Below are 26,168 nucleotides of genomic sequence, written 5' to 3'. Positions count from 1 at the left end.
CGCTCAAAAGGACTTCGAGTCATGGACGCACTATCCTCTCTTGCCGATGGCTTTGCCATCGCCCTCACCTGGCAGAACCTGGCGCTGGCCCTGTTGGGCTGCTTTCTGGGCACCCTGATCGGTGCTTTGCCGGGCTTGGGCCCATCGAATGGCGTGGCCATTTTGATTCCGCTGGTGTTCAGCATCGGCCTCAAAGCCACCCCCGCCCTGATTTTGCTCACCAGCGTCTACTACGGCGCGATGTACGGTGGGCGCATCTCCTCCATTTTGCTCAACATTCCGGGTGACGAACCGGCCATGATGACCACGCTGGACGGCTACCCCATGGCGCAAAAAGGCCAGGCAGGGGAAGCCCTGAGCATCTCCGGCTTGGCGTCGTTTGTCGGCTCGTTTTTTGCCACCTGGGGTCTGGTGTTTCTGGCACCCCAATTGGTGAAAGTGGCCTTGCTGTTTGGGCCCGCTGAGTACTTTGCCCTGTTTACCCTGGCCTTTGCCACCTTGGGCGGTTTGTCCAGTAAAAACCAGGCCAAATCGGCCATTGCGGCGGCCTTGGGCCTGGCGATTGCCATGGTGGGTGTGGACGGCCAGACGGGCGTGCCCCGCTTCACCTTCAACAATGTTCACTTCTATGACGGCATTGACTTCCTGGTGGCCATCGTCGGCTTCTTTGCGGTGTCTGAGGTGCTGGTGTTCATTGAAAACCACGCCACGGGTCCGAGCGCCAAGCCTGCGCCCAAGCTGGGCCGCATCATCCCGCCTTTGTCGATGATCAAGGCGACCTCAGGGGCCATGGGCCGCGGCACGATTCTGGGCTTTATCGCCGGTGTCTTGCCAGGCGCAGGTGCCTCACTGGGCTCTTTCATTGCCTACGCGCTGGAGAAGAAAGTCTCTAACAAGAACGACACCTTTGGCAAAGGCGACCCACGCGGTGTCGCCGCACCCGAAGCGGGCAACAACGCCGCGGCCGGTGGTGCACTGGTGCCCATGCTAGCGCTGGGCGTGCCGGGCTCCGGTACCACCGCCGTGCTACTGGCCATGCTGCTGGCGCTGGACATCACGCCCGGCCCGTTGCTCTTCACCAAGAACCCTGACGTGGTCTGGGGCCTGATTGCGGCGCTGTTCATTGGCAACTTCATGCTGCTGGCCATGAACATTCCAATGATGGGCATTTTTGTGCGCTTGTTGGCCATTCCCGCCAAGTACCTGATGCCGGCCGTCGCCATGATCTCCTTTGTGGGCATTTACGGCATTTCGGGGTCCACCTTTGACCTGGAAGTCATGATCGCCTTTGGTGTGGCCGGTTGGGTGCTGCGCAAGCTGGACGTTCCCCTGGTCCCGGTCATTCTGGGCATCTTGCTGGGCAACCAGATGGAGAACAACCTGCGCCGCGCCATGACCATCTCGGACGGCAACCTCTGGGCCCTGGTGGAGTCTCCTCTGGCCATTGGCTTGTGGATCATGGCCATTGTTGGCTTCATCCTGCCGCTGGTCGTGGGCCGCTTTGTGCGCATCAGCGCGCTGAAGAAGTCTAAGATTGAGGCGGGTGACGTCGGAACCGCCGACTGAGCCTGACCCCCGGCCCACCTTTTCACGGTGGGCCGCATCACCTTACCGAGGAAGGCCCTACTTTGTATTTGCTGCTGGTTGAAGATGAAGCAGCGCTGGCCGAAAGCCTCAGCGGGGTACTTACCGCGCGGGGTCACCGGGTGGACTGGGCCAGTGATGGCCTGATGGCCCTGAACCTGATTGCACACCAGCAGTTCGATTTGGTCATCCTTGACCTGGGCCTGCCCAAGCTGGAAGGCATGCAGGTGCTGCAAAAACTGCGCGAACAAAGCGTGGACCTGCCGGTGCTGATTCTCTCGGCGCGAGACCAGGTGCAAGACAAGGTGGCGGCCATTCATGCGGGTGCCGACGACTACCTCAGCAAACCCTTTGACACCCATGAGCTGGAGGCCCGCCTGTTTGGCCTGATGCGCCGCCGCCACGGCGTCGCCTCGGCCCGGCTGGAATGGGCGGGTGTGGCTTATGACGCCGGCCAGCGCAGCTTTGCGTGCGCGGAACAGCCGCTTCAATTGAGTCCTCGCGAACATGCCACCCTGCTGGCGCTGGTGGAGGCCCAAGGTAGCCCGCTGGCCCGACAGGCCTTGTTTGACCGCGTGTTTGTGGATGACACCGACATCGCCCCAGACGCCATGGATGTGGTGCTGTACCGGCTGCGCAAGCGCCTGGGCGAACTGGGTGTGGCCATTCGCAATGTGCGCGGCATTGGTTTCTACCTGGACCCAGACCGCCCATGACCGGCGCGGCCGGTGTGGGTCAAGCCTGGCGCTCTTTCTGGCGGGCGCTGTCCCTCCGCCGGCGCTTGCTCACGCTGCTGCTGCCCTCGCTGGTCTTGATCACGCTGGTGGAGTTGACACTCTCTTACCGGCTGGCGCAGCAAACCATAGACGAAGCCTATGACCGCGGCCTCAAAGGAGCGGTGCAAGCGCTGAGCTTGGCCACCAACATGGACGAGGGTGGTTTTTCCGTGGACCGACCCTTCAAGCTATTGAGCTACGTGCAAAGCAACTCACGCGGCACGGTGTTTTTTCATGTGCGCACCAGCGACGGCCTGATGGAGGCCGGCTTTGCAGGGCTCGAATTTCCCTGGCCCAGCTCGATCAATTTCGACACGGTGTACCTGGCGGAAGGCCTGTACTTTGACCAGAACCTGCGCATGGCGGCCATTCGCCGTGAAGTCAGCCACAGTGCAGGTGATTCTGAGTCCGGCGCCAGCCCCATTTATGTAGATTTGCTGGTGGCCGAAGACTTGGCGCCGCGCCAAGCCTATCTGCGCAGTTTTTTGTTGCGCGCCGCAGTGCGTGACGGCGTGCTGCTGCTGTTCACCATGGCGGTTCTCGTGTGGATGGTAGGCCGCGGTCTGGCGCCGCTGGGCCACTGGTCGCGCCTGGTGCGCCAGCGCCCGGTGTCTGGCGCCGCTGGGCCACTGGTCGCGCCTGGTGCGCCAGCGCCCGGTGCATGACCTGACCCCGCTGCCCATGGACCAGGGCTTGCCCGAGGAAGCCCGGCCCTGGTCGAAGCTCTGAATTTTCACCTCTCGCGCAGCGCCCAGGAGCAAGCCACCCGTCAACGCTTCCTGGAAGACGCCTCGCACCAGTTGCGCACTCCACTGGCCGTTCTCAAAACCCAGATTGCCTGGCGACGCGAGCAACAGAAGAACAATGTCATTGAACCCGGCTTCCTCACCAAACTGGAGGCTCAGGTGGACTCGGCCACCCGCCATACCCAGCAAATGTTGCAACTGGCGCGTGTTGAACACCACAACGCGATTCAGGTTGAAGCCGTGCCGGTTCTCGGGGTCGTGCAAGCGGTCGTCCTGAGCCTGCAACCCTTTTCTCAGCGCCGACACATGGACATGGGTCTGGCGCAGGGCGCAGGCATTGACGCCGCTACCCGCGTCTGGACCGATGCCGGCCTGCTACAACAAGTGCTGGAAAACCTGCTGGACAACGCCATCAAGTACGGGCGCACTGAAGGCGTGATCACCGTGCACCTTTAATTGGGCCCGCACACCGACGGCGTGCGCCCCGGTGTCTGGCTGGAGGTGGAGGATGACGGCCCTGGCGTCAGCGATGAAACTTTGTCCCACTTGGGCGAACGCTTCTACCGTGCCGACCAGGCCAGCCAGCGCGGCAGCGGCCTGGGCTTGTCCATCGTGAGTGCCGTGCTAGCCCGTCTGGGCAGCCAGATCGAGTTCTCCCGGGGTGCTGGTCAACAGGGTTTGCGGGTGCGCTTCTGGCTACCCCTCAACGCCCCGCCTGAGCCACTGCTGGATCATTGACATGAAAGGGAAACGCCGAATGTTCACCGTCAAAAAACTGCTCGCCGTGGCCTTGGGCGGGCTCAGTCTGCTGGCCAGTCTGCCCGGCGGGGCTGAGCCCCTCAAGCCCGTTTGTGTGGTGCCTGCCAAACTTGGCGGCGGCTTTGACCTCACCTGCCGCATTGCCGCCGCCGCCCTGGAAGGCACCCTGAAAACCCCCATGCAAGTCATCTACCTGCCCGGTGGCATTGGCGCAGCCGCGTACAAGCAGTTTGCAACCACCCGCAGTCGTGAAGGCAACGCCTTGGTGGCGCATTCCTCGGGCTCGCTGCTCAATATCGCGGTGGGGAAATACGGCCACTTCACGGCCGACGACGTGCGCTTTGTCGCCTCCGCCGGGGCCGACTATGGTGCCGTGGTGGTGCGCACCGACTCCCGCTTTGACAAGCTGAGCATGCTCATGCAAGCCCTTAAAACCGACCCTGGCGGCACGCTCATTGGCGCCGGCGGGTCGATTGGCAGCCAGGACTGGGTCAAAGGCGCCCTTCTGATGCAGGCCGCCGGTGGCCTGCCCAAAAGCATGCGCTATGTGGCCTTTGACTGCGGTGGCGGAGCCATCACCAACCTGATCAACGGCAACATCGACGTCTACACCGGCGACATCTCAGAGCTGCGCGCCCATGTGAACGGCGGCAAGATGCGCGTGCTGGCCGTGCTGGCCGACAAGCGCCTGCCAGCCCCGTTTCAAAACGTGCCCACCGCCAAAGAACAGGGCGTCGACGTGAACTGGACGCTGTTTCGCGGCTTCTACATGGGCAAAAACGTGAGCGACGCCGACTACCAGTTCTACGCCGACGCTTTTGCCAAAGCCTACAAAACCCCCGAGTTCGCCCGCATCCGTGAGGAACACGGCCTCTACGAGTTCTCACTGTCCGGGCAGGCGTTTCACGACCACGTCAAACGCCAGGTCAAAGTGCTTCGCGACCTGGTGAGCTCAGCGGGACTGGTGCGCTAATGGGCCTGGAAAAATATATGCCAAATCGGCCTCTAGCCCATATTTAACCTGCGGTAGGCGCTATCAATTTGGATGTATTTCTGGTCCACCTGATGTTCTTCACCCGCATCGCCAAACCGACGTAGGCTGCTGTCAAGTCACCAGGCCCTAGAAGGTTGCGCATCGCGTGTGATGCTGGCCGGCGGCAACCGGCCTACTGCTCAGGTGTCACGGTTGTGCTTTGGCGCAGAACGCCACCGGCCTGCACGCCGCTGGTGATATCACTCTCGTTAGTGATCCGCGCCTCGCAGACCACGCGGTCATCCCCCTGATGCACGGCGCAGCGTTGCAAGGCGTTGTTTTGGTACTGGGCCGGATTGCTGCCGGTCGTGCCGCGTTGGGCCTCGTCCAGTGCACTGGCGGCTTCCCGCCGGCAAGTGGCAACACTTTGGTTCGATTGGCCGCTATTGCATACCGCCATATCGCGCTGGTAGCGCGCCTGCGCCTGGGTCGCGGCGGCTGGGAAGGCTGTTTGCGCATAGGCAGCACACGCCAAGGTGGTCAACGCCACCAGCGTGAGTTGACGAAGGGTTGACGAAGCGATAGTCATGGGGGGGGGTTTTCCAGAGGGTGGTGGGAAGTCTCAGACTAACAAGCCCTGCGGCGGTTGTCGGTGCGCTCACGCACAAAGGAAAGTTGCTGACCGCCCGCAGCCAATGAGGCGACTGCCAGTTTTACGACAAACTGTTACCCGACAGCCCGCGACGCCGTGCCGGCTTTCGGCGTCGCACACCACGCGGCATCGGGCTGCCAGGTGGCGACCCAGGTTGGCATCTGCTCAGGTGGCATGGGCCGGGCAATGCCATAGCCCTGTGCCAGCTCGCAGCCCAGTTGCAGCAGCACGGTGCCGTGCGCCACCGTTTCAACGCCTTCGGCAATCACTTCACGCTTGAAGGCGGCCGCCAGACTGATCACGCCCTGCAAAATGGCGCGGTCATCCGGGTCGTCGAGCATGTCGCGCACAAAGCTCTGGTCGATTTTGAGCTGTGCTACCCGTAAGCGTCTGAGGTAAGTGAGGGATGAGTAGCCCGTGCCAAAGTCATCCAACGCAAACATGACACCCATTTTTGCGCAGTCTTCAATCACTTGAGACACTTGTCCAATATCTGCCATTGCGCTGGTCTCCAGGACCTCAAGCATCAAATGCGCCGAACTCACTTTCGGGTGCTTTCCCAGCAAGAATTGCAGGCGCGCCACAAAGTTGCTTTGCTGCAACTGGCGTGCGCCGAGGTTGACGCTCACGGCAAGCTCCAGCCCGACCGCTTGCCACAGGCCGATCTGGGTCAGGGTTGCGTCAATGACCCACTCACCCACATCCACCGCCAGCGGGTGGTCTTCGATCACGGGCAAAAATGCCGCCGGCGCCAACAAACCCTTTTCCGGGTGCTGCCAGCGGATCAGCGCCTCGGCGCCAATCACCTGCCCGCTGCGCATATTGACCTTGGGCTGGTAGTGCAGCACAAACTCGCTTTGCGCCAGCGCCAGACGGATGCGATCCAGAGTTTCGTGGTGGCCGCGAATACTGGTGTCTTGCTCCGCGTCAAAGAGGTGATAACGATTTTTACCCTCCATCTTGGCCTGGTACATCGCCTGATCGGCCTGGCGCATGAGTTGATCGGCCTCAATGCCCCTGGACTGCGGGTAGAAGGTCACGCCCATGCTGGCAGAGCCTTGCAGCAACAGCGCGCCCAGTTGCACCGGCGCGGCGGCGGCCTCCAGCAATCGGGCCAGCATTGACACGCAACTCTCCGCGCTAGCCAGGTCGATGAACAAGGCAACAAACTCATCACCGCCGATGCGCGCCAGCGTGTCGCCTTCGCGCAAGGTGCCATGCATCGCCGCGGCCACGGTAATGAGATATTGGTCGCCCACGCCGTGCCCATGGCGGTCGTTGATGCTCTTGAATCCGTCCAGGTCCAGGTAAACCACGGCGACCTGTTGGCCGCGCCGCTGCGCTTGCACCATGGCCAGCTCCAGTCGGTCGGCCAGCAGAACGCGGTTGGGCAATTGGGTCAGGGCGTCAAACTGGGCCATGTGTTCCAACTGGGCTTGATGTGCCTTGGCCGCGCTAATGTCGGAAAACACCGCCACGTAATGCTGCGTCATGCCCTGCTCATCGCGTACCGCGTTGACCGTGGAAAGTTGGGCGAACAACTCGCCGCTCTTGTGTCGGCTCCACATTTCACCGCTCCAGTGGCCCTTCTCGGTCAGGTCGCGCCAAATCGATTCATAAAACGCGGCGTCCTGACGATCGGACCTGAGCATGTGCGAATCCTGACCGATGGCCTCGGAGCGGCTGTAGCCCGTGATGCGGGTGAAGGCGTCATTGACATCCATGATGTTGGCATCGGCATTGATAATCATGATGCCTTCGTGGGTATTGCCAAAGACGCTGGCGGAAAGCAGCAGTTTGGCTTCGGCTTGTTTGCGCGCACGGATGTCGCTCACCGCGATATGCAACATCGGCGCCCCGATGTCGTCTTCGGCCGCTGTGACGGACAGTTGAACCCAGAGGAAGGCGTCGTCGACAGCGGTGGAGGCAGGGGCTTGGTTCAGGCGCAGACGCAATTCGCTCGTCTGCAGTGCGCCGCTCTCCCGCGCCAGTGTGCGCAGCTTGTACCAAGTGTCCTGGTCCTCTCTGTGCACAAAGTTGGTGAACGGGGGCTGCTGGCTGAGTGCCTGGCGTGTCACGCCCAGCAAGGTGGCCAGTGTCAGATTGGCCTGAACGACGCATCCAGCCTCGTTCACGCTGCAATAGCCCACCGGCGCCAGGTCGTACAGGTCCACATAACGCGAGCGAGAGACTGCCAGCGCCTCGTGGGCTTGGCGCAACTCTTCGTTCTGCATCTCCAACTCAATTTGGTGCACTTGCAGGTCGTGCAGCAGGATGCTGGTTTCTCTCGGTGTCAGTTCCTTCGATGGACTCTGCGACTTCTGCTGGGCTTCCCGCCATATGGACTCGGCCTTTTGGTGCAGCGTGGGTGTGTCAGGCACACCGACTGCCGAATCGGCGCGGGGTGGCTTTTTGGGGTTCACACGGCGTCTCCGGCGGCGATACCGACCGGCTTGGCTCGCTCGGTGGTGGCAATGGCATACATCTTGTCGTCTTCATCGATCAAGGCGGTGGAAATGATGGAGACATCCAACACCGCTCCCGTTGAAGTCAAGCGCTGAGTCATGTAGGGCTCAAGCACTTCGGCGCGGCTGAGCTTGGTCAGGGTTTCCAGCGCGCCGGCTCGCTTGGCTTCAGGAATGCGCTCGCGCACATTTAGTTGCAGCGCCTGCGCCTCGGTCCAGCCATACAAACGCACCGCGCCGGGGTTCCAGGCCAGGGTACGGCCGGTCAGATCTTGCACGGTAATAGCGTCATGCGCGTCCCGCACCACCACCGCCAGACGCATCAGGTCGTTGGCACTTTTTAGCGCCTGGCGCGTACTCACCACCTCGGTAATGTCCACAAACGAGATTACAGCGCCCTCGATCACGTTGTCCAGCGTGCGGTAGGGCTGGATGCGCAGGGTGTACCAGCGGCCGTCAGGGGTTTGCACTTCGCGCTCAATCGGCACCAGATCGGCCAGCACAGCATGGATGTCAGCCACCATGTCGGTGTAGCCCACCAGGTTGGACACAATGTGCCCCACAGGGCGGCCCACATCCGACAAAATCAGGTTGATGATGGCGCTGGCCGCCGGGGTAAAGCGCAGAATGCGCAGCTGAAAATCGACAAACACCGTACCCACGCCGGTGCCCGCCAGCAGGTTGTTCATGTCATTGTTGGACCGCGACAGGTCCGTCACCTTGATTTGCAGCTCGGTGTTGACGGTGCTCAGTTCCTCGTTGACGGATTGCAACTCTTCTTTGGAGGTCTCCAGTTCTTCGTTGGTGGATTGAAGCTCTTCGTTGACCGACTGCATTTCCTCGTTGCTGGACTTGAGCTCTTCGTTGGAGGTCTCCAACTCTTCACGGGCACTTTGCAGGTACTCGTCTTTGGCGCGCAGCTCTTGCGTGAGCGCGTTGATGCGCTCCTGGGCGTCGGCGCCGCCACTTTTTGGGGCGACCTCCGCTGCCGCTGGCTCGGGCACATCTTGCAGCATCACCAGGAACAAGGGGACATCCGGCGCCGCCGCGGCCACCGGGTGCACGCTCAAGTTCACCAAGGTGAAGTGCCCGTTGGTCTTGACCCGAAGGTTGGGCGCAAAACTGGTCGCCAGCGTGGCCACCGCCTGGTGCAGCGCGGTGCTCAAGGCCGGGCCCAGTCCTTCCCGTGCCATTTTGAGGATGTTTTGAATGCCGGCCTCACCCGCAGCGGGCTCCAGGTACATGCCGGTGCGTCCATGCAAATAGACAATGTCTCCGCTGGCATTGACAAGCGCACTGGCTGGGGCAATGTGGCTGAGCAGTGCCTGCTCCATCAACTCGCGCAGCGGCGGCCTGACGGAGGTGGTCTCTTTCTGCACACTGCGACTGGGCAAGGACGCATCGGCCGCGTTTGCAGGACTCATGAAACGATTCAATGCGCTGCGCCGCACACCCAACTCATCTTCTGTGCGCAGATAAATTTTGGCCTTGCGGTCCAGCACGGCAAAAAGGCCGTCGAACTCGCCCACACCCTCGGAGCTGCCCAAAAACAGCATGCCGGTAGGGTTGAGCGCGTAGTGGAACAACGGAATGATCCTTTTTTGCAGTTGGACATCGAGATAAATCAGCAGGTTGCGGCAACTGATGATGTCAAGCTTTGAGAAGGGCGGGTCTTTGATCAAATCTTGCTCGGAGAACACCAACAGGTCACGAATGGCCTTGTGAATTCGATAGGCCTGTCCACCCGGTTCCAGTGTAAAAAACCGCGCCAATCGCTCCGGACTCAGGGCTGCCGCGATGCTGGCCGGAAACAGGCCCAATCGTGCGCTCGCAATGGCGCGGCTGTCAATATCCGTAGCAAACACCTGCACGGTGTAGCTTTGTTTGAGGGCTTCCATGTGCTCGACCAGCAAAATTGCCAGCGAATAGGCCTCCTCACCGGTGGAGCAGCCCACCGACCAGGCCCGCACGGTGCTACCTGCGGATTTGCCCGCAAACACCTTGGGGATCACCTGCTCTTCGAGTGCCTTAAAAGCATCAGGGTCGCGAAAGAAGTTGGTCACGCCAATGAGCAAGTCCCTGAACAAGGCCTCGACCTCGGGCGCCGTTTGTTGCAGGCATTTCACGTACGCATCAATGCTCTCCAGCTGGTGCACCGCCATTCGCCGCTCAATGCGCCGAAAAATGGTGTTGGGCTTGTATTGCGAAAAATCGTGACCGGTCTGGGTGCGCAGCAGCACAAATATTTTTTGAAGAGCATTTTCGACCTTGGAATTGTTCGGAACGCCCACACAGGGCAGCTTTCCAAAAGCGTGTGCGGCGTACGCCAGCAATTGCGCGGGCATCTCGGCCGGGGGAAGCTGGTAGTCCACCAGCCCGGTGTCAATCGCGCTGCTGGGCATGCCGTCAAATTCGCTCGACGCGATGTTTTGTGCCATCACCATGCCACCCGCGCCTTTGATGGCGCGCACACCCAAGGTGCCGTCACTTCCCGTGCCCGAAAGCACGATGCCGATGGCCATCTCGCGCTGGTCCTCGGCCAGGGAGCGGAAAAAGTAATCAATCGGCAAACGATGACCCCGTGCGGCGACTGGATCCAGCAGGTGCAAGCTGCCGTTCAGAAAGGCCATGTCGTAGTTAGGCGGGATGATGTAGACGCAATTGGACAGGACCTGCACGCCGTCCTTCACCTCAAACACCTTCATGCGGGTATAGCGGCGAATCAGGTCTGCGAGCATGCTTTTGCGGTCTGGCGCCAGGTGCTGAATCAGCACAAAGGCCATGCCGGGGTCAATGTCTGCGGGCATGCCGGAGAAAAAGGCCTCAAACGCGGCCAGCCCTCCGGCGGAGGCGCCTATGCCGACAATGGGAAAGGCGGGGGAGAGGGAGACTGCTGTGTCGGGGACCGCGGCAGTTTGTGCGAGCGTGGCGCCGGCTTGGCTTTGGGCGGCTCGACTTCTTTTTTGACTTTTTGTCATCATAGTGGCCATGAATGGTATCGCGATGGCTGTCGATCGGCCACGGAGGCGAAAGGCTAGTCTAACGACATTCCCACCCATTGTCATTGCCACCAGCAGTGACGAATGGATGCTGCGATGGCAGTGCTGAGTTCAGTGGTGCTGGCTGTGCAGGCGAACGCCTGCGGGCTGGAATGGCTGGTCTGGAGCAGCCAGGTCAAGGTACGTTGAGACAGGTGGAGTCGGAGGGAAGTTGGTGCCTTGATTGGCTTATAAAATAGTTGCCAAATCGGCTTCTGGCCCTTTGAATACCTGCGAAAGACGCTATCAATTTGATAAAGATGGCGCTTGTTGTCTCACCGTTTCATTGGCGTGATCACATTCCCAGCCATGCGCTCGCAGCCACCCACACACTCGACGTGACGAGCGCAGCGCCAACCACCTGGTCGAAATGCCAAGCCGGCGGAATAACTTTCTCGCCCAGTACAAGGGCGGTGAGAAGCCCCATCCAGGCCAAGTTCATGGCGCCCACGACAAACATGACCGCCATCAGCGCCCAGCAACAGGCCACGCAGTAGCCACCGTGCGCCAGGCCAAGCACCAGCGCGCCACTTGGCCATGAAGAAGGCGAGCGGCGAGCGGCATTTGGACAAGCAGGCGGTTTTCAGTGGCGTGAACTGGTAGAGACCTGCGCCAAGCAGTAGGGCCGCGCTCAACAGCGCACTCGTGCTGCGGGCCATGGGGTCGAGCAGCAGGGAATGGGTCAGCGCCCACTGCAGCAGGGCGGCGGGGGCCGCGAAGGCGATCCACGGCGTCACGTAGGCAGCGATATAGATGGCGGTGGCGCGGCTGCTGCGCAGCGGATCTCGCCGGGCCGCCAGGCTGGAAAACACCGAGGCCGAGGGTGACACCGTGGGCAGCATCATGGCGATCATCATGACAGCCCACATGGCGAACACCGCCACCAGCGGGGGCGCGCCCGCATCCCCCATGGCCATTCCCGCATGCGCCGAGGCGCCGCCGCCCATCGCCCACATGCTCCCGCTCATCTGGCCGAGGTAAAGCCAACTCACGGCGATGACCGCCGCCATGCCGATCCACACCGGCGCATGGCGCAGCACCGCGCCGGGGATCAAGTTGCTTGGAGCGCGCATCGTGCTTACTCCGATTGGTAGGCGAAGTCCGACATCAAGCCGCTGCGACCCGAGAATTGCCAGCCCCAACCGTGGTCTTTCAGGCTAAAGCGACTGGCCCGCGCGACCGTGGCCGCTTTGCCGGGGGCAATACAAAGGGGGTGGCCTTCGATCGTGATTGGCCCACCGCCCTGGCCGTCGAGTTGCTCAATGTCGGCCTCGGCAATGCCGGGAATGGACAGGCTGCTTTTGCGACCATCGGCGCGGTAGACCATGGGCACATTCTTGGCGCCCACCATCTCGCCGATGAAGGAGGCCAGAACGGCCGGGTGGCCACCGGCTTTGCCGCCAAAAATAGCGTGCAGTGCGTCGTTTTGTGCCGCGCTGGCCTTGTCGTCAAAATAGGCGGCCACCTGCCATTTGGTCGCCACCATGGTGCCCGGCGCATGCACGGCCAAGGCGACATTCAAACCGTCCAGCGAGGTGCCGTTGTACTCGCCCTTGTTGATGTGCCAGGCGACAAGGGCTTTGCAGTCGCCCTCGGTGGGCGGACTGGTGAAAATGCAGGGACAGGCAGCCTCGCAGTTGCAAGCTTCGAAATAGGTTCCATTGAGATTCCACTGGGTCATGATGTTTCTCCTTGTCGAGGTTGATTGAGATGAGCCGGATAGACAGAATCGCCAATGTGCCCATAATGAAAGCCCGGTGTTTGCATCAGCGTTTGAATGGCCGTTGTAGTTTTCTTCAATGGGTTTGATACTTCACTGCCGACCGCCTGATGTTCATGGGGGCCGGATCCAATAAAAAAACCATGGCTAGCCACGCTAAACCGCTGCTTCTGCACCTGCTGGGCGACACCGCCCTGCTGTGCAACGGCGCCCCTCGCGCGCTTCCGAAGTCGCGCAAGACGCGGGCCTTGCTGGCCTACCTCGCGATTGAGGCGCGCCCGGTTCGCCGCGAGGCCTTGTGTGAGTTGCTGTGGGAGTCCGCCGCCGACCCACGAGCGGCCTTGCGCTGGAGTCTCAGCAAACTGCGTCCACTGCTTGAAACACCGCGCGGTCAGGCCTTGCAGGCCGACGCACAGGGCATCGCCCTCGATTCGACGCTCGTCACGGTCGACGTTGTGGAGGCCAAGGCGCTGCTAGGGCTCAACGCCTCTGACGTGAGTGATGCGCAGCTGAGTGCGCTGGAAAAAACCCTCGCCTCAAACTACCCCGCCGACTTGGATCTGGCGCTTGGTAACAATTTTCAACTCTGGATCGACGGCGAGCGTGAAACGGTGCGCCAGCTGTATCGCCAGGTGCTCGACGAGCAGAGCGCCCGCGCCAGCAATCCCGACGTTGCGCTGGCAACGGCGCGCAAACGCGTGGTGCTCGACCCCTTCGACACCGAGTCGAATGCCCAGTACCTCGCCCGCTCGGTCGAAGTCGACGGCCAAACGCGTGCGCGCGATGCGCTTGAGCGCATGCGGACGCGCTACCGGGCGGAAGGCCTGTCAGACCATGCCTTGGTGGCCAGCTGGCGCGGCCTCGCTCCGGCTTCGGCACTCGAACTCCCTGACAAGCCGTCGGTCGCCGTGCTGGGGTTCACCGATCTCGGCGGGCATGGCAGCGGCTCGGTGCTCGCCCTGGGCCTGGCCTCCGACCTGACGCTTTCGCTCGGCCGCCTGCGAGGTCTGTTTGTGACAGCGCGTGCCTCTGCAGCCCGGTTTTCAGCCAGCACGACCGATCTGGCCCGTGCCGGCCAGATGCTGGGCGTGCGCTATCTGGTGCATGGCACGACACAGCGGCTCGACCGGAGGGTGCGCATCACCGTGACGCTGGCCGACTCGCTGCGCAACACCGTGCTTTGGAGTGAGCATTTCGACCGGCCACTGGGCGATCTGTTTTCGGTGCAGGACGATGTATCGACCGCCATCGCCTCGGCCATCGAGCCGGAAATCGCGCGCGCGGAGGTGGAACGGGCGCGGTCGAAGGCACCCGAAGACCTCAGCGCCTGGGAGTGCTATCACCGGGCGATGTGGCACTGCTTTCATTTCACGGCCCAGCATACCGAGCAGGCCCATGCTCTGCTGCTTCGTGCGCTGGCGCTTGACACCCGCTTTGCGCGTGCCCATGCCGGGCTTTCGTTCACCCATTACTCGCGCGCGTTTCTCAATGCCGTACCCGTGCCAGGGGCTGAGGTCGCCTTGGCGCTTGAGCATGGGCTACAAAGCATCGAACTCGACCCGCGGGACGCGATGGGGTACTGGACATTGGGGCGGGCGCAGTTTTTGGCACGCGAACACGACCAGGCGCTGCAATCCGTGAGCCGCTCACTCCTCATCAACCCGAACTTTGCGCAGGGGCACTACGCCCTCGGATTCATTCAGGTGCATGCGGGGGTGCCGATGCAGGCACTGCCCGAACTCGCCGCCGCCGAGCGGCTGAGCCCGCTCGATCCGCTCCTCTTTGCCGTTGAGGGCGCGCGGGCGGTATCACTTGCGATTGAGGGTAAATACGACGAGGCGGCCGCCTGGAGCGTTCAGGCCACGGCCGAGCCCAACGCGCATTTCCACATTCATGCCATCGCGGGCGCCTGTCTGGCACTTGCAGGACGTCCGGCCGAGGCCCGGGCCTTCGCACAACGCGCCTGCAGCGACCACCCCGGCTATTCAGTCCGCGTCTTCGAGCGCAGCTTCCCTCACAAGATGGCGCCTCACCAGGCGTTGATGGCGCAGGCATTGCTCAGTGCCGGCATCCCCAGTAACCGAACTTGACCGCCGCCACTCAACCTTGAGGCCGTGGTTGAAACAGGGCGACCAGGATGGGCGCTTTCACGTCGGCTTTGTCCGCGTCGCAACTTCGCCTTTCTGACTTTGGTATCTTCCAAGCTGATTCATTTGGGAACAATCCATGTCTGATTCGATTCACTTTTACGAACCCCGCCACGGTCATGGGTTACCGCATGACCCATTCAACGCCATCGTAGGACCACGCCCCATCGGCTGGATTTCGTCCAAGGGAAGCAATGGCTCGGTCAACCTGGCGCCCTACAGCTTTTTCAACGCCTTCAACTACACCCCGCCCATCGTGGGGTTTGCCAGCATTGGCGCCAAGGACACGCTGCGCAATGTGCAGCAGACGGGCGAGTTTGTCTGGAACCTGGTGACGCATGATCTGGCCCAGCCCATGAACCAGACCTGCGCGGCCGTGCCGCCTGAGGTGGATGAGTTTGTGCTGGCCGGGTTAACGCCCGTGGCCTCACGGCTGGTGAATGTGCCCCGCGTGGAGCAAAGCCCGGTGAGCTTTGAATGCCGTTGCACGCAAATCGTGCAGTTGCAAAGCATCAGCGGCGACACCGTGCCGACCTGGCTGGTACTGGGCGAAGTGGTGGCGGTGCACATTGCCCAGCGCCTGTTGAAAGACGGGGTGTACGACACGGCCCGCGCCGGGCATCTGCTGCGCGCCGGGGGCCCGGGAGACTATTTCACGGTGGGGCCGGAGCAACTGCTGCACATGCGTCGCCCGGCATAAAGCACAGCCCATTGCACCCGGTCCAGTGACAACGGGCGAGCCGAGGGCGACAAAATAGATGCCAAATTGGCCTTTAGCCCAATAAACACGGGCGTGAAAAGCTATTTATTCAGGAGCAATTTAGGTTGACCTGGTCTAACTTGCCAAACCATCCATCTCAACGCATCCATTCCGTCAAATCCCTGTGTAACCAGCGCCGGCAGCAGTGTCCTTGTCCACGATGGTTTTGCCAATTGGCGCCAGCGCGATGCCTGCCAGCTTCAAGTGCTGCAAACCAAAGGGAATACCAATGATGGTGAGAAAACACAGCAGCGCGGAAAGCAGATGCCCAATGGCCAGCCAGATACCCGCAAAGATGAACCAGATGACATTGCCTAAAAGCCCCAAGGTGCCGGTTCCAATATCATCCCGCCTGGACAGATTTTTTCTGCTTATGGCAACTTTGCCAAACGGAAAAAACGTAAATTGACCGATCACGAAACAGGCTTTGGCCCAGGGAATGCCCACGATGGTGAGCAACGCCAACAGCCCAGCCAGCCACCAGCCCAGACCCATGACAAAGCCGCCAAAGACGAACCAAAGCACGTTGCCAATCAACCCCATATCCATTCTCCCTACTGAATCATGTTCAAAATTTACTGGACCGCCGCCCTTGACGAACCCTGCGCCCAAAACGAGGAGCTGCTCTCCCATGCGCTAGCCCTGGTCAAAGAGAAACGCGACGCGGGATTCTCCTTTGTGAGCATGGTTGCAGAAGACCCGAACCAGGTTGGAAAACCGGGGGTGGATGCCGTTGTGGATGGAAAAACACCGGACGGCCAAGTCTACGACTGGTCCAAGACCGGTCGTGCCGGAACGCCCCGTAGAAAAGACAAAATTGTGACCCGCAAAGACAACTGACGGACGGGGCGGTTCTGGGCTTTGACCTGCCCAATGGCGCTAGTGCTTGTTCCTGTCGAGCCCAAAATAGACAGCCATCCAGCGCCAGACTTGACCCGTGACCAGCCACGTCAAGCAGCGTCAGCCTGCACGGCCTACGGCCACACCACGCAGAAAAGCCAGCAGCCCGGCGTCAATATCCAACCCAGCCAACAAAACTGGAACAAGGGCAACATCGCGGTTGTTGCCCAGCCGGTTTTGCAGCGCCACGGCCTGCTCGCGCCAGCGCCGGGTGTGTGCTTTGGGCAGCAGGGATTGCAGAGCCTCCAGGCCGTAGCGCAGGCGCTTCGCCAGCAGACGAGTTCGGTGAATTTGCTCCAGCGTGGTGGTGCGCTTGCGCGCGCGCTTCAGATGGTGGTGCAAATGATCCATTTGCTGACGCGCCCAAGGCTTCAACTTTGAGCTGGAAGCTGGCGTGCCCGCCAGACCCGCCAGCCACTGTGTCGTGAGCAGCAGGCAGGCGCCCACGCTGGGGTCTTGCAGGGCGTAACGCACGGTTTTTCTTTGCAAAGTAGTGGCCGCATCCAAAGACGCTGCCATGCTTTGCCAGACCTCGGACCGACGCGGGTCGCCGGCCACAAAGGCGTTAGCCAGTGGGGGCAGGGTGTCCAGCCGGGCCACGTCCAGGTCACGCAATGCACCCAGGCAGTCGAGCAGGGGTTGCAGCGCGGCCCAAGACGGGCGGGCCTCTTGTCCCAGCACGGGCGACCACAGCCGCAGTGTGCTTTTGAAGCGGCGCCAGCCAATACGCGCCTGGTGCGCCAACTCGGGGTCGTCGTTGTGGCTCAAGGCAATCAGATTGGTGGTGAACTGGTTGAACATGTCGCGCAACAGCAGGCCGGCGGCATCGGTCAGGCTTTGGCATGATTTGAGCCGAGCGGGCTGTGCGGTAAGTGGCGCGTCCAGCGTGCCCTGCGCCAGCGCATAACCACGCTGGGCTTTGCTGATGCTGGCAGGGACCAGCGCCACCGTGCGGGCCAACTCCTGCGCCAACTCAAACAGGGCTTCGGGCGGGCCGGCTTTGAGCTCCAGTTCCAGCTCAAAAATGGGCGCGCGCTGGCCACCGGCAATGACTTCGCCCTGGTCAAGCGCCACTTCGACCACACTGCCGTTGCGCCGGCGCACAGTCCACAGCGTGCGTTCAAAGTCAGTGGAAAAAGCGGGTGCCAGGCCTTTGAAAACGGCGCCGTCGGGGTCCAACGACGTCCAGGGAGTGGCTTTCAGCGCCTTGCGCGACAGGGCTGCACCGGGCACGGGGCTTTCCCACTCACCCCGTTGGCTCAGGGCGGAGTCGCTGGTGCCGGCCATTTTCAGGGTTTGCAGCCACTGGGTGGCGCCCTCGGTGCCGACCTGGCGCGTGCGCAGAGCCACGCGTTGCCCGCGCAGTTGCTGGTCGGGCGTGTCGTAGTACACATTGCGCAGCATCTGGCGTGTAGGTTTGCGCCGCGCCAACAGGGGCGAGCGGGCCAGCCGCTGCGCCACAAGGGCGGTGTCGGCGCCAGGCAAAGCGAGCTTGAGCTCGATCTCGACAAAGGACGGGGAAGTGCGGGTGTGGGCTGATGTCATAAACAGCTCCCGCTGGCGACTGACTCGCCTTCAGGCACCGCTGGCGCTGGCCTTTTTGAGGATGGCGTAGAGCTGGTCCTTGAGCAGGAGTTTTTCCTTTTTGAGGGTTTCGATTTCTTCGGGGGTGGCCGGCTCCATATGCGCTTCCTTGTGCCGGATAACGCGGTCCAGATCATTGTGCTTGTCAAACAGGCGGATGAAATGATGGTCGCTGGTCTTCAATTCGGTGATCAGGTCGCGGAACTCAGGGAACATAGGGACTCCTCAGGTGAGGCAGGGACACGCCCTGCACAAGGCTTCAGGCCGGCCACTTTAACCCGCGAAGCCGTTGGCGTCCATGTTTGAGATCAAGCACCGCCGGGCTTAGGCCCGCATCAGCGCCTCGATTTCAGCCACGGTCACGGGCACACCCCGGCTGATCAACTCGCAACCAGTCTCGGTGACCAGGGCGTCATCTTCAATGCGAATGCCGATGTTGTGAAACTGCTCGGGCACACCCTGGGCGGGGCGCACATAGAGGCCAGGCTCAATGGTGAGCACCATGCCGGCTTGCAGAATTCGCGAGGGGCGGTCGACCACCGTTTGGCCGGTGAGCGGGTCGGTGCGCTCCTTGGTTTTGGCCAGCTCAGAGGGTTCGTTGTAGCTGCCGCAGTCGTGCACATCCATGCCCAGCCAGTGGCTGGTGCGGTGCATGTAGAAAGGAAAGTAAGCGCGTTTCTCGATCACGTCGTCACGCTTGCCTACCTTGTTTTTGTCCAAGAGGCCCACGTCCAGCATGCCTTGCGCCAGCACCTTGATCGTGGCGTCGTGCGGGTCAGTGAAGCGCGCGCCAGCACAGGTGGCGGCCACGGCGGCTTCTTGCGAAGCCAGCACCAGCTCGTACAAGGCGCGCTGCGGGCCGGTGAAGCGGCCATTGGCGGGGTAAGTGCGGGTAATGTCGCTGGCGTAACCATCCAACTCGCAGCCGGCGTCAATCAACACCAGTTCACCGTCTTTGACGGCGCCCGCCTCCGCGCGGTAATGCAGCACGCAGGCATTGGCACCGGCGGCCACGATAGAGCCGTAAGCGGGGTACTGCGAGCCATGGCGGCGAAACTCGTGCAAGAGTTCGGCGTCCAGGTGGTACTCCCGCACGTCTTCGCCCCGGCGCAACATGCTGGCGGTGAGTTGCATGGCCCGAATATGGGCGCCAGCGCTGATCTGCGCGGCGCGGCGCATGGTGGCCTGTTCATAGGGGTCTTTGATCAGGCGCATCTCGTCGAGCACGCTGCACACATCACGGGTCTGTTCCGGGCACAGTGCGCCAGATCGCTGACGGCCACGCACTTTGTTCAGCCAGCCCTCCACCTGGGTTTCCAGCCCTTTGTGGGTGGCAAACGGGTACCACACGGTGTTGCGCCCGTCCAGCAGCTTGGGCATTTCGGTGTCGATATCGGCCACGGAAAACGATGCGTCTACACCCAGTTGGGCAGGCGCGGCGTCAGGGCCGACACGGTAGCCGTCCCAGATTTCTCGCTCCAGGTCTTTGGGTTGGCAAAACAGCGTGCTCTTGCCGTCGCCTGTCACCACCAACCAGCCCTTGGGTTCGGCAAAGCCGGTCAGGTAGAAAAAGTAGCTGTCCGGGCGGTACAAAAAGTCAGCGTCGCGGTTGCGCTGCTGCTCGGGTGCGGTGGGAATGAGGGCAATGCCGCGCGGGCCCAGCAGGGCGGCCAGCTTGGCGCGGCGTTCAGTGTGGGGGGCGGTGGTGGCACGTTGGGTCATGGTGGCGTGAGGCTGCATTGGGACAAGCAGACATTAAAGCGGAAATTGTCACCCCCCCAACGAGACAGGGGCAACGCCGGGCAAAAAATCGCCTCCTTGTCGGGTGCCCGGAGTAACCCTGAACCGACAATCTGCGGGTACGATCTCGACCCAGTGAGACGCCTGACCCCCTGCATATTGAACTGGGGCCATGTCTCAACATTTGGGCCCGGGTGGCAAATGCCATGCGGCTACTCACCAGAAAAAGGATGAACATGGTCGATCGTCGTCAGGTACTTGGCAGCGCCGCTGCGTTGGGTTGGACCATGGGGCGCCCCGCCTTTGCCCAATCGGAAAAAAATATTGTTTTGGGCCAATCCGTCCCCTTAAGCGGGCCGTCCCTGCTGCTGGGCAGCCAATACAACCAGGGCGCCCGCCTTTACTTTGACACGCTGAACGCCAAAGGTGGCGTCAACGGGCGGCTGATTGAACTCAAGCGCCTGGACGATGCCATGGACCCGGTTCAATCCGCCGCCAACACGCGCCAGTTCATCAAGGATGGTGTGGTGGCCCTGTTTGGCTATGTAGGCGCACAGCCCAGTCTGGCGGCCGTGCCGCTGGCCACCGAGGCCAAGGTGCCGTTTTTCGCGCCGCTCTCGGGCGCCCAGTCGCTACGTGACCCCTTTAACCGTTATGTGTTCCATGTCCGGGCGTCGTACTTTGAGGAAACCTCCGCCATCATCCGGCAGGCCAGCACGGTCGGCATCAAAAAGATTGCGGTGTTTTACCAGGACAACGATGTCGGCCAGGCCGGTTTGGAGGATGTGGTGCGCGCCCTGGCGCCTTTGAGCCTGAAACCCGTTGCCACCGCCAAGGCCGATGCCAACTCCACCGACGTGGGCCCCGCGCTCAAAACCATTCTGGCGGCCAACCCCGAGGCGATCATTCAAATTGGCACCTTCAAAAGCAGTGCCACGTTTGTGCGCCTGGCCCGTCAAGCAGGCTTCAAAGGCAATCTGTACAACCTGTCCCTAGTGGACACGCAGGCCTTGAGCGACGAGTTGGGCGCAGTGGCGCGCGGCGTGGTGGTCAGCCAGGTCATGCCTTTTCCCTACGCCTCGGCCTCGGCAGTGTCCACCGAATACCTGCAGGCCCTGCAGGCGTCCGGGCTGACCGCCAGCACGCCCAATTACACGAGCATGGAAGGCTTTGTGGCAGCCAAAGTGTTTACAGAAGCTGCGCGCCGCGCCGGCAAAGGCCTGACCCGTGAAAGCCTGATCACTGCCCTGCAAAGCATGCAAGGCTACAACGTGGGAGGCATGAGTTTCGAATTTGGACCGGACAAGAACGCGGGCTCGCGATTTGTGGAAATGACCATGTTGACCGAGGACGGCAAAGTCCGCCGCTAGACATTGGGCGTGCCTACATCGGTCCCCACCCGGCGCACGACGCTGCAGACACCCGCCCTGCGGTATGAACGCGTGCAGTCGCGGCGCGCCAAGGCCTCCTGCGACCCAGGCATGAGCGGCTTGCCACCCACCGACTGGAGTCGACGGGGTTTCCGAACTATCCTCCGGGACATGACAAAAATTACCCTGCTGCTTTGAACTGCCAGCCTGCTGGCTGACTGCGCGTCCCACGACCCCATCGTCGCCCGCGACCTGGACCCCGGACGCCTGCCGCCGCCCGACCGCGCGCTCAGCATTGCCGGCCTGGGCCCCTGCACCGACAACCCGGACCGCAGCCTGCAACTGAAGGCAGGCGAGCCGGTCACGGTGCTGGTCCACGGCTGTTTCGGGTCCTCGGGACAGTTCCGCGCGCTGGCGCAGGTGCTGGCTTTTCAGGGCCAACAATCGGCCTGCCTCACCTACGATGACCGCGCCGCGCTGGACGACAGCGCAGCCGCTCTGCGCCGCGCCGCCACACTGCTCGCCGGGCAGGCCGGCAACCCGCCCGTTACCGTCATCGGTCACAGTCAAGGCGCACTGATCGCGCGCTGGGCGCTGACCGACGCACTGGACCCGACACCGTTGTTGCCGGCCACCCAGGCTGTGGACTGGCGCCTGGTGACGATCTCCGTGTCTTTCTCAGGCATCGCTGCAGCCAGCACCTGCGGCAAGAGCTGGCTCTACTCCTTGACCTTGGGACTGTTGCCGCTGAGTTGCAATATCTTCACCGGCGCCAAGTGGAAAGACATCACGTTTTCTTCCGACTTCATCACCCAGCCCGGACAGTTGTTGGCGGGGGTCAACTACCTGAAGATTGACACTGCTGAAAAGGGCAGTTGCCGCCGTGAGGCCGACGGCCGCTGCCTGGAAAGTGATGATATTTTTTCGCTGGCCGAGCAACGCAACACCCAGGTCGAAACCGGCGTCACGGTGGACCGCGTGCAAGTGCAGGCCGGCCATGTTGAGATCATGGGCGACAAGCTGCAAGCGCCGACCAAGCTGATCACCGTGCTGCAGGACAAGGGGGTGCTCCGCCCACTGGTCGCGAGCCGCAGGGCGGAGTTTGACCGGATGCTGGCCCGGGTGTATGGCCAGGAAGGCGACGGCTTGCGCAAGTAGGCAGATGGGTCGCCGAACACCGTCATGCGGGGGACAGGGCTCAGCCACTCATTCGCTCAACGACCAGGCCTCTTCAAAGAGCCGACAAACCGGCAAACAGCGCCACGTTGCCACCCGCTGCGGTGGTGTTGACGGTCAGGGTTTGCTCGGCGCACAGCCGCCACAAACAACCCAGTAGCGGTTCGGTGATCAGCGGCACCACCGCGCCATCGCGAGCGGCCATGCGGCGGTTGAGCTCAGTGGCGTAGGCGGGCTGCGCCACGATCGCTTCGATGTCATCGCTGCCGGCCAAGGCCACGGCACCGGCTTCGAAAGGCGTGTCCAACACATGCACGGCAGCAGCCGAAAGCCCTGCGCTGACCCATTGGCTCAGCGCCGTCCGGGCGGACTCACGGGCTTCGCTCGGCACCGCCACCACCAAGGCGTTGCCGCCGGCCAGCGCGCCCAACCATTGCGCCAAGACGGTGTCATCCACTCGGTCGGCAATCACCGCCACCACGCCCCGTGGGTGCAAGCGCAGGTCGTTGGTCTCGCCCGTGGGGCCGGGCAGCACCCGGTCAGCCAACTGCTGTTTGGCAGCCGCTGCGAGCGCTTTCTCGCCCAACTTCCCCAGCCAAGTGCAACGCTGCTCCAGTGAACTCTTCAACCAGCCGCTGTTGCGCACCGCCAAAGCAGCGGCTTTCACATTCACGCCCTGCCCTTGGCCGTGCAGTTTCTGAGCGACGGGGAGGGCTTGCGCCTCATGCACAAAACGCTGCAGGTAGTGCGGACCCCCGGCCTTGGGACCGGTGCCGGACAGGCCTTCGCCACCAAAAGGCTGCACGCCCACCACGGCACCAATGATGTTGCGGTTCACGTAAATATTGCCCACGTTCGCCGAGGCGGCCAAGGCCTGCGCACGGCTGTCGATGCGGGTCTGGATCCCCATGGTCAAGCCGTAGTTCAGGGCGTTGATGCTTGCGATCACCTGGGCCGGGTCACCCTTCCAGCGCACCACTTGCAAGACCGGGCCAAAGATTTCCGCCTTCACCGAAGCGATGCCTTTCACTTCGAACATCTGCGGTGAAATCATGTGCGGCTGCTCGCTGGCCAAGGCCGCATCCACAGGCAAATTCAGCCGCGATTTCGCTTCGCCATTCAATCGCTGGACGTGGCGCTGAATGTTGTCAAACGCTTCCTTGTCGATCACGGGACCCAAGTCGGTCGTCAGGGCGCCCACGCGGCCCACACCCAGCTCTTTGGCAGCACCTTCAATCATTTCAAGCATGCCGTCGGCCACGGATTCGTGCACGCACAACAGTCGCAGCGCCGAACAGCGCTGGCCCGCGCTGCGAAAGGCGCTTTGCATCACGGCGTCGGCCACTTGCTCGGGCAGGGCCGAGCTGTCGACCAACATCACATTGATGCCACCGGTTTCAGCGATCAGTGGTGCCACGGGGCCCTCTTTGGCCGCCAGTGCGCGCTGAATGATCTTGGCCACTTGCGTGGAGCCGGTAAACACCACGCCCGCGACGCCCGGCTGTTCCACCAGCGCCGCACCCACGGTTTCGCCGGGACCATGCAGAAGTTGCAACGCATGGGGGGGGATGCCGCTGTCGTGCATCAATTTCACGGCCATCAAGGCGATGGCCGGGGTTTGCTCGGCCGGCTTGGCCAACACGGTGTTGCCGGTGGCCAAAGCCGCCGCCACCTGGCCACAAAAAATGGCCAACGGGAAGTTCCAGGGGCTGATACACACCCACGGGCCAAGGGCCGACAACTGGGGCGAGGTCGCCATGATGCGCTCGGCTTCATTGGCGTAATAGCGCAAGAAGTCCACTGCCTCGCGTACCTCGGAAATCGCGTCGGCCCAGGTCTTGAAGGCTTCCTTGACCAGCATGCCGCACAGTTCCGGCAGCTGGGCTTCCATGGCATCGGCCGTCTTGCGCAAGGCTTGGGCGCGCGTCGCCACGGGTGTGGCGCTCCAGGCGTTGAAGGCGTCATGTGATGACTGAGCCGCGGCGCCTACCTGTGTCACATCAAAGACCGGCACGGTGGGCACCGTGGTTTTTTCCAACGCCTCCAACAGCGGCTGGCGCATGGGCACCACGGCCATGTCCAGACCCATGCTATTGCGGCGTGCCGCGCCGAACATGTCAACCGGCAGGGCCATGGCCGGTTGAGGACTCAGACGCAACGGGGTGGTGAACAAAACATCCATGCCCACGGATTCATCCGCCAACTGGTTCACGAACGACGAGTTCGCGCCGTTCTCCAACAAGCGGCGCACCAGGTAGGCCAGCAAGTCGCGGTGGGCGCCCACGGGCGCATACACACGGCAGCGGATCTTGGGGTTTTTCAACACTTCGCGGTAAACCCCCTCACCCATGCCATGCAAACGCTGCAGCTCGAACGGGTAAGCAACCCCATCAGGGCCGTTTTCCGCCATTTGCAGCACCGCAGCAATGGTGCCGGCGTTGTGCGTGGCAAATTGCGGAAAGATGACATCAGATGCCGCAAACAGGGCCTGGGCACACGCGAGGTAGCTCACATCGGTGTGGTGCTTGTGTGTGAACACGGGGTAGCCGGGCAAGCCCAGCTCTTGGGCGCGTTTGATTTCCGCATCCCAGTAAGCGCCTTTGACCAGGCGGCACATGAGTTTGACCTTGTAGCGGCGCGCCATGGCAGCCAGGTGTTCGATGAGCTCGACACCGCGCGTCTGGTAAGACTGCAAAGCCAGGCCAAAGCCCGTCCACTGGGGAAACTTTTCGGCAACCCGGGCAATCAAGGCCTCAAAAACGTCAAGAGACAACTCCAGGCGATCCACCTCTTCGGCGTCAATGGTCAAGTTCAAGTTGGCCTTGGCCGCGGCTTCGCACAGTGTCCAGACGCGGGGCAGGAGCTCGCTCATCACCCGCTCGTATTGCAAATCTTCGTAGCGCGGGTGCAGCGCGCTGAGTTTGATGGAAATGCCGTCGTTGTGCGCTGGTGAACCCTTTGCATCGGCGGTACGTGAAATGGCGGCGATGGCATTTTGGTAGCTGGCCAGGTAACGCAGTGCATCGGCATCGGTGCGCGCGCCTTCGCCCAACATGTCGTAGCTGAAACCCAGATTCGGTTGTTTCTTGCGCGCAGCAACGGCTTCTTTCATGCCTTCATCAATCGTCTGGCCCAACACAAACTGGCGGCCCAGCAATTGCACGGCGCGCAGCGTCGCAGCCACCACCGATTTCGCGCCCAGCTTGGTCATCAGGCTCGACTCGCCATCGTTCCCCGGCAAAAACTTCTTCGACATCGCAATGGCCGAAGACGACAGGCGCGCCATGGTGGAATCCGCAGTGCCATCGAAATTGGCCCGCCCCAATTGGTCAGCCGTCAGCGCCACCGCCGTTTCAACGTCCGGCACCCTCAACAAGGCTTCGGCCAGGCGCATCAGAGCCAGGCCTTCGGCACTGGAAATCGGGTACTCCTTGAGCAGGCTTTCCATGGCCCAGAACGGCGGGGGATTGTCGCGCACCGACTGCACCCATGGCGTCGCCATGTGCGCGGCAGCGGCCCAGTTCAACGCCCCCTCCAACGCAAGCAAACGGCTTGACACCACATCGTCCTCCGGCAAATAGGGGAACGGCAAGCGGTCGATTTGGCGAGGCATAAGAGGTCCTTTGAAAGCTACGAGGTGGTTAGTTCGCTGATGATCGGCCTTTTTTCGGTGAATAATTCACCGTATTTTTTCATTTAACCGAATGATTAACCACTCTATACCTGCAACGCAGTGCTGCGTGCTGCGCTTAGGGCTCGCTTGAATTGGCTACTGGCC

General features: G+C 61.9%; 21 protein-coding genes and 1 pseudogene. 12 read left to right on the top strand and 10 right to left on the bottom strand.

Annotated features, from left to right (window positions below):
• The first annotated feature begins 21 nt into the window (after window positions 1-21).
• The 6 genes from J8G15_RS15100 (at window position 22) to J8G15_RS15075 (ending at window position 4,838) form a co-directional block, all read left to right on the top strand.
• Window positions 22-1,566: a tripartite tricarboxylate transporter permease gene (locus J8G15_RS15100; RefSeq protein ID WP_210543074.1), complete on the top strand. Its 1,545-nt coding sequence runs from the start codon at window positions 22-24 to the stop codon at window positions 1,564-1,566.
• A 62-nt stretch (window positions 1,567-1,628) separates the two neighbouring features.
• Complete coding sequence (locus J8G15_RS15095; RefSeq protein WP_210543072.1) at window positions 1,629-2,300, top strand: response regulator transcription factor; 672 nt, start codon at window positions 1,629-1,631, stop codon at window positions 2,298-2,300.
• Complete coding sequence (locus J8G15_RS15090; protein ID WP_210543071.1) at window positions 2,297-3,025, top strand: sensor histidine kinase N-terminal domain-containing protein; 729 nt, start codon at window positions 2,297-2,299, stop codon at window positions 3,023-3,025. Before J8G15_RS15095 ends, J8G15_RS15090 begins: the two co-directional genes overlap by 4 nt.
• A 135-nt stretch (window positions 3,026-3,160) precedes the next feature.
• Window positions 3,161-3,562, top strand: coding sequence for a HAMP domain-containing sensor histidine kinase (locus J8G15_RS15085; RefSeq protein ID WP_210543070.1), 402 nt, complete (start codon window positions 3,161-3,163; stop codon window positions 3,560-3,562).
• Window positions 3,563-3,844 carry an ATP-binding protein gene (locus tag J8G15_RS15080; protein WP_210543069.1) on the top strand — a complete coding sequence of 94 codons (282 nt, stop codon included), beginning with the start codon at window positions 3,563-3,565 and terminating at the stop codon, window positions 3,842-3,844. It begins immediately after the preceding gene.
• Between the two features lies 1 nt (window position 3,845).
• Window positions 3,846-4,838, top strand: coding sequence for a tripartite tricarboxylate transporter substrate binding protein (locus J8G15_RS15075; RefSeq protein ID WP_240538316.1), 993 nt, complete (start codon window positions 3,846-3,848; stop codon window positions 4,836-4,838).
• Window positions 4,839-5,031: 193 nt separating this feature from the next.
• Here the strand turns inward: J8G15_RS15075 and J8G15_RS15070 are convergent, their stop codons facing one another.
• The 5 genes and pseudogenes from J8G15_RS15070 to J8G15_RS15050 all read right to left on the bottom strand — a co-directional run bounded on the left by J8G15_RS15070 (window position 5,032) and on the right by J8G15_RS15050 (window position 12,674).
• Window positions 5,032-5,427 (bottom strand): hypothetical protein, encoded by a 396-nt coding sequence (locus J8G15_RS15070; protein WP_210543068.1) that lies wholly within the window; start codon window positions 5,425-5,427, stop codon window positions 5,032-5,034.
• A 137-nt stretch (window positions 5,428-5,564) separates the two neighbouring features.
• On the bottom strand, window positions 5,565-7,913 hold the full coding sequence (locus J8G15_RS15065; protein ID WP_240538315.1) for a bifunctional diguanylate cyclase/phosphodiesterase: 2,349 nt from the start codon (window positions 7,911-7,913) through the stop codon (window positions 5,565-5,567).
• Window positions 7,910-10,933: a chemotaxis protein CheB gene (locus tag J8G15_RS15060; RefSeq protein ID WP_210543067.1), complete on the bottom strand. Its 3,024-nt coding sequence runs from the start codon at window positions 10,931-10,933 to the stop codon at window positions 7,910-7,912. Before J8G15_RS15060 ends, J8G15_RS15065 begins: the two co-directional genes overlap by 4 nt.
• Window positions 10,934-11,288: 355 nt before the next feature.
• Window positions 11,289-11,835 (bottom strand): annotated as a pseudogene (locus tag J8G15_RS15055) (DUF2182 domain-containing protein).
• A gap of 236 nt (window positions 11,836-12,071) precedes the next feature.
• Window positions 12,072-12,674, bottom strand: coding sequence for a DUF1326 domain-containing protein (locus tag J8G15_RS15050; RefSeq protein ID WP_210543065.1), 603 nt, complete (start codon window positions 12,672-12,674; stop codon window positions 12,072-12,074).
• Between the two features lie 149 nt (window positions 12,675-12,823).
• On the opposite strand from J8G15_RS15050, the gene J8G15_RS15045 reads away from it, so the two are divergent.
• Together J8G15_RS15045 and J8G15_RS15040 are read left to right on the top strand one after the other, a co-directional pair.
• Window positions 12,824-14,803, top strand: a complete 1,980-nt coding sequence (locus tag J8G15_RS15045) for a hypothetical protein (RefSeq protein WP_210543064.1) — start codon at window positions 12,824-12,826, stop codon at window positions 14,801-14,803.
• A gap of 136 nt (window positions 14,804-14,939) precedes the next feature.
• Window positions 14,940-15,560: a flavin reductase family protein gene (locus J8G15_RS15040; RefSeq protein WP_210543063.1), complete on the top strand. Its 621-nt coding sequence runs from the start codon at window positions 14,940-14,942 to the stop codon at window positions 15,558-15,560.
• A 174-nt stretch (window positions 15,561-15,734) separates the two neighbouring features.
• Here the strand turns inward: J8G15_RS15040 and J8G15_RS15035 are convergent, their stop codons facing one another.
• A complete protein-coding gene (locus J8G15_RS15035) occupies window positions 15,735-16,163 on the bottom strand; it encodes a YccF domain-containing protein (RefSeq protein ID WP_210543061.1) in 429 nt (142 codons plus the stop codon).
• Window positions 16,164-16,184: 21 nt separating this feature from the next.
• On the opposite strand from J8G15_RS15035, the gene J8G15_RS15030 reads away from it, so the two are divergent.
• Window positions 16,185-16,460 carry a hypothetical protein gene (locus J8G15_RS15030; RefSeq protein ID WP_210543058.1) on the top strand — a complete coding sequence of 92 codons (276 nt, stop codon included), beginning with the start codon at window positions 16,185-16,187 and terminating at the stop codon, window positions 16,458-16,460.
• 120 nt (window positions 16,461-16,580) lie between these two features.
• Here J8G15_RS15030 and J8G15_RS15025 read toward each other — a convergent pair whose 3' ends face one another.
• From J8G15_RS15025 to J8G15_RS15015, 3 genes are all read right to left on the bottom strand, one after another.
• The gene (locus J8G15_RS15025; protein WP_210543056.1) at window positions 16,581-18,065 is read right to left on the bottom strand and encodes a CYTH and CHAD domain-containing protein; all 1,485 of its coding nucleotides are present in this window, start codon (window positions 18,063-18,065) and stop codon (window positions 16,581-16,583) included.
• Between the two features lie 30 nt (window positions 18,066-18,095).
• Window positions 18,096-18,320: a YdcH family protein gene (locus tag J8G15_RS15020; RefSeq protein WP_210543054.1), complete on the bottom strand. Its 225-nt coding sequence runs from the start codon at window positions 18,318-18,320 to the stop codon at window positions 18,096-18,098.
• Window positions 18,321-18,428: 108 nt separating this feature from the next.
• On the bottom strand, window positions 18,429-19,826 hold the full coding sequence (locus J8G15_RS15015; RefSeq protein WP_210547609.1) for an aminopeptidase P N-terminal domain-containing protein: 1,398 nt from the start codon (window positions 19,824-19,826) through the stop codon (window positions 18,429-18,431).
• 254 nt (window positions 19,827-20,080) lie between these two features.
• Between J8G15_RS15015 and J8G15_RS15010 the strand changes: the two genes are divergently transcribed.
• The 3 genes from J8G15_RS15010 (at window position 20,081) to J8G15_RS15000 (ending at window position 22,372) form a co-directional block, all read left to right on the top strand.
• On the top strand, window positions 20,081-21,214 hold the full coding sequence (locus J8G15_RS15010; protein ID WP_370627428.1) for an ABC transporter substrate-binding protein: 1,134 nt from the start codon (window positions 20,081-20,083) through the stop codon (window positions 21,212-21,214).
• Between the two features lie 9 nt (window positions 21,215-21,223).
• On the top strand, window positions 21,224-21,412 hold the full coding sequence (locus J8G15_RS15005; protein WP_210543050.1) for a hypothetical protein: 189 nt from the start codon (window positions 21,224-21,226) through the stop codon (window positions 21,410-21,412).
• A gap of 168 nt (window positions 21,413-21,580) precedes the next feature.
• The gene (locus tag J8G15_RS15000; protein WP_210543049.1) at window positions 21,581-22,372 is read left to right on the top strand and encodes a triacylglycerol lipase; all 792 of its coding nucleotides are present in this window, start codon (window positions 21,581-21,583) and stop codon (window positions 22,370-22,372) included.
• A 73-nt stretch (window positions 22,373-22,445) separates the two neighbouring features.
• On the opposite strand, the gene J8G15_RS14995 is transcribed toward J8G15_RS15000, so the two are convergent.
• Window positions 22,446-26,003 carry an L-glutamate gamma-semialdehyde dehydrogenase gene (locus J8G15_RS14995; RefSeq protein ID WP_210543047.1) on the bottom strand — a complete coding sequence of 1,186 codons (3,558 nt, stop codon included), beginning with the start codon at window positions 26,001-26,003 and terminating at the stop codon, window positions 22,446-22,448.
• Window positions 26,004-26,168: the final 165 nt, after the last annotated feature.

The sequence above is a fragment of the Rhodoferax sp. PAMC 29310 genome, from assembly GCF_017948265.1.
Classification (GTDB): Bacteria; Pseudomonadota; Gammaproteobacteria; order Burkholderiales; family Burkholderiaceae_C; genus Rhodoferax.
This window is presented reverse-complemented; position numbering and strand designations above follow the sequence as displayed.